This is a genomic window from Streptomyces anatolicus, assembly GCF_019400875.1.
Classification (GTDB): domain Bacteria; phylum Actinomycetota; class Actinomycetes; order Streptomycetales; family Streptomycetaceae; genus Streptomyces; species Streptomyces anatolicus.
In genome coordinates, this window is sequence record NZ_WMBF01000680.1 from 1 (window position 1) to 2,673 (window position 2,673).

A 2,673-nucleotide genomic window follows, 5' to 3' on the forward strand; every position below is an offset into this window, starting at 1 on the left:
ACGGACGTGAGCCTGGGCTGGCTCGGCGGGCGTAAGGCCTGGGCCGGCTCGGCGGGATTGCGGCGGGCCTGCGCTGGCTCGGCAAGGCTGTCGTGGGCCTGGGTTGGCCCGGCAGGGATGACGTGGGCCTGTGCTGGTTCGGCGGGCGCAAGGCCTGGGCCGGCTCGGCGGGCGTGTGGCGGGCCTAGGCTGGTTCGGGGTGTGGTCCCGGGGTGGCGGGGTGACTCCCCCCGCCCCACGGGAAAGCCCCGGCGCGGGCCGCGTTGGAGGGCGGGGCGCCGGGACTTTCCGGGGCGAAAATGGCGAGGGGGCCGTCGCTAGGACTGGGGCTTTTCCTCTAGGCGGGGGAAGAGGACCGCCCCCTTCGTCACCGTCGAGCCCGCCGGAAGCCGGCCCCACGCGCCCGCGTCCCGCACCCGCTGGTCGGCAAGCGCGCCCAGCGTGGCCTCCGCGCCCAGGGAGTCCCACAGCTTCTGGGACGTCTCCGGCATGACGGGGTTGAGCAGTACCGCCACCGCGCGCAGCGAGTCGGCCGCCGTATAGAGGATGGTCGCGAGGCGGGCCCGGCCCTCCTCCGACTCGTCCTTGGCCACCTTCCACGGCTCCTGCTCCGTGATGTAGCCGTTGACCTGCTTGACGAAGGCGAAGATCGACAGGATGCCGGCCTGGAAGTCCAGCTCCTCGCCGATCGCACGGTCCGCGTCCGCGACGGCCTTCGCGAGCCCGTCCTCGACCGCCTTCTCGGCATCACCGGACGCCGTCGCCGCGGGCAGCTCGCCGCCGAAGTACTTGCCGACCATGGCCGCGACGCGCGAGGCGAGGTTGCCGTAGTCGTTCGCCAGCTCGCTGGTGTAGCGGGCGGAGAAGTCCTCCCACGAGAACGAGCCGTCCTGGCCGAAGGCGATCGCCCGCAGGAAGTACCAGCGGTACGCGTCCACGCCGAAGTGGGAGGTGAGGTCCTGCGGCTTGATGCCGGTCAGGTTCGACTTCGACATCTTCTCGCCGCCGACCATCAGCCAGCCGTTGGCCGCGATCCGGCCGGGCAGCGGGAGGCCCTGCGCCATCAGCATGGCGGGCCAGATCACCGCGTGGAAGCGGAGGATGTCCTTACCGACCAGGTGGACGTCGGCCGGGAAGGTGGCGTCGAACTTCTCCTGGTTCGCGCCGTATCCGACCGCCGTGGCGTAGTTCAGGAGCGCGTCGACCCAGACGTAGATGACGTGCTTGTCGTCCCACGGGACCTTGACGCCCCAGTCGAACGTCGAGCGCGAGATCGAGAGGTCCTGGAGGCCCTGCTTGACGAAGTTCACGACCTCGTTGCGGGCCGACTCGGGCTGGATGAAGCCGGGGTTCGACTCGTAGAGGGCGAGGAGCTTGTCGCCGTACTCGCTGAGCTTGAAGAAGTAGTTCTCCTCCTTGAGGAGTTCCACCGGCTTCTTGTGGATGGGGCAGAGCTTCTGCCCCGCGAACTCGCCGTCGGCGGCGCCGTCGATCAGGTCGCCGGGGAGCTTGTACTCCTCGCAGCCCACGCAGTACGGGCCCTCGTACCCGCCCTTGTAGATCTCGCCCTTGTCGTACAGATCCTGGACGAACTCCTGCACGCGGTCCGTGTGACGCTTCTCCGTCGTACGGATGAAGTCGTCGTTCGCGATGTTCAGGTGCTCCCAGAGGGGCTTCCAGGCCTCGGTGACGAGCTTGTCGCACCACTCCTGGGGGGTGACGTCGTTCGCCTCGGCCGTGCGCATGATCTTCTGACCGTGCTCGTCCGTGCCGGTGAGGTACCACACCTTCTCGCCGCGCTGACGGTGCCAGCGCGTGAGCACGTCCCCTGCAACGGTCGTGTAGGCGTGGCCCAGGTGAGGAGCGTCGTTTACGTAGTAGATGGGGGTCGAGACGTAGAACGCCTTCGCGTTCTCGTCCGCTCCCTGCTTCTCGGATCCAGTGGCCGCCATGGTCGAAATCCTAACGGCCCTGTGAAGATCCACTCACCTCGATTCCAGGGGGTGGACCCGGCAGCTCCGGTTGCCGGGTCCACCGTGGTGGATGCGGGGCACGGGATGCCGGCTACGGGCGCCAGGACGCCAGCAGGCCCTCGTACAGCTCCTTGTCCGTCAGCTCGCGCGGGGCGGGGCCCGCGTGGAAGAAGCCCGCGTTCTCCGCCTTCAGCTTGCGGAGGTAGTCGAAGGCCTTCGCGTCGTGCTCCCCGAATGCCACGAACTGGAAGAAGAGGGGGTGTGCGGCGGCCTCCTCCAGCGCCTGCGTCGCCGGGCCCTTCGTGTCCGGGGCGCCGTCCGTCTGGAAGACCACGAGGGCGGGTTCGCCGGCGTGGCCCGACTTCTCGTAGTGGGCCACGACCTCTTCGATCGCCCGGTGGTAGCTGGTGCGGCCCATGTGGCCCGCGGCGGCGTGCAGCTCGTCGATGCGGGCCTCGTGTTCGGCGAGGGTGAGGGTGCCGGTGGCGTCGATGTCCGTCGAGAAGAAGACGACGTGGACGGTGGCCTCGGGGTCCACGTGGGCTGCCAGGGCGAGGACCTGCTCGGCGAGGCTCTGGGCGGAGCCGTCCTTGTAGTACGGGCGCATGGAGCCGGAGCGGTCGAGGACCAGGTAGACCTGGGCGCGGGTTCCGGTGAGGTCGTTCTTCTTGAGGGCGGTGGCGGCGGCCTTGTAGGGGGT

General features: G+C 69.2%; 2 protein-coding genes. Both read right to left on the reverse strand.

Features of this window, described 5'->3' with window-relative positions:
* Positions 1–317: 317 nt before the first annotated feature.
* Positions 318–1,952: a methionine--tRNA ligase gene (metG, locus tag GKQ77_RS31300; protein WP_219692493.1), complete on the reverse strand. Its 1,635-nt coding sequence runs from the start codon at positions 1,950–1,952 to the stop codon at positions 318–320.
* 112 nt (positions 1,953–2,064) lie between these two features.
* Positions 2,065–2,673, reverse strand: a 609-nt coding sequence (locus GKQ77_RS31305; RefSeq protein ID WP_219692494.1) for a VWA domain-containing protein, incomplete at its 5' end; no start/stop codon positions are given.